The following is a 323-nucleotide window of genomic DNA, read 5'->3' as shown; positions in this document are numbered from 1 at the left end:
TGAATCAGGCTCCGGGAAAAGTACCACTGGTCTGGCGCTACTGCGATTAATCACATCGCAAGGCAGTATTGTGTTCGATGGTCTGGCGCTGCATACCTTAAATCGCCGCCAACTGTTGCCAGTACGTCACCGCATTCAGGTGGTCTTTCAGGACCCCAACTCTTCACTGAATCCGCGTTTGAGCGTATTACAAATTATTGAAGAGGGATTGCGCGTTCACCAGCCAACGCTTTCCGCTGAACAGCGTGAAGCGCAGGTAAAAGCAGTGATGGCTGAAGTCGGACTCGATAGCGAAACCCGCCATCGTTATCCTGCAGAGTTTT

The 323-nt window shown here is 51.4% G+C and carries 1 protein-coding gene; it reads left to right on the top strand.

What is annotated here, in order from left to right:
- On the top strand, positions 1-323 hold a 323-nt coding region (locus FDX22_RS30960; RefSeq protein ID WP_255432892.1), incomplete at both ends, for an ATP-binding cassette domain-containing protein.

Source organism: Citrobacter sp. TBCS-14 (assembly GCF_005280805.1).
GTDB classification, from domain to species: Bacteria; Pseudomonadota; Gammaproteobacteria; order Enterobacterales; family Enterobacteriaceae; genus Citrobacter; species Citrobacter gillenii.
The sequence above is the reverse complement of the archived record's forward strand: the minus strand, read 5'-3'. Positions and strand labels throughout refer to the sequence as shown.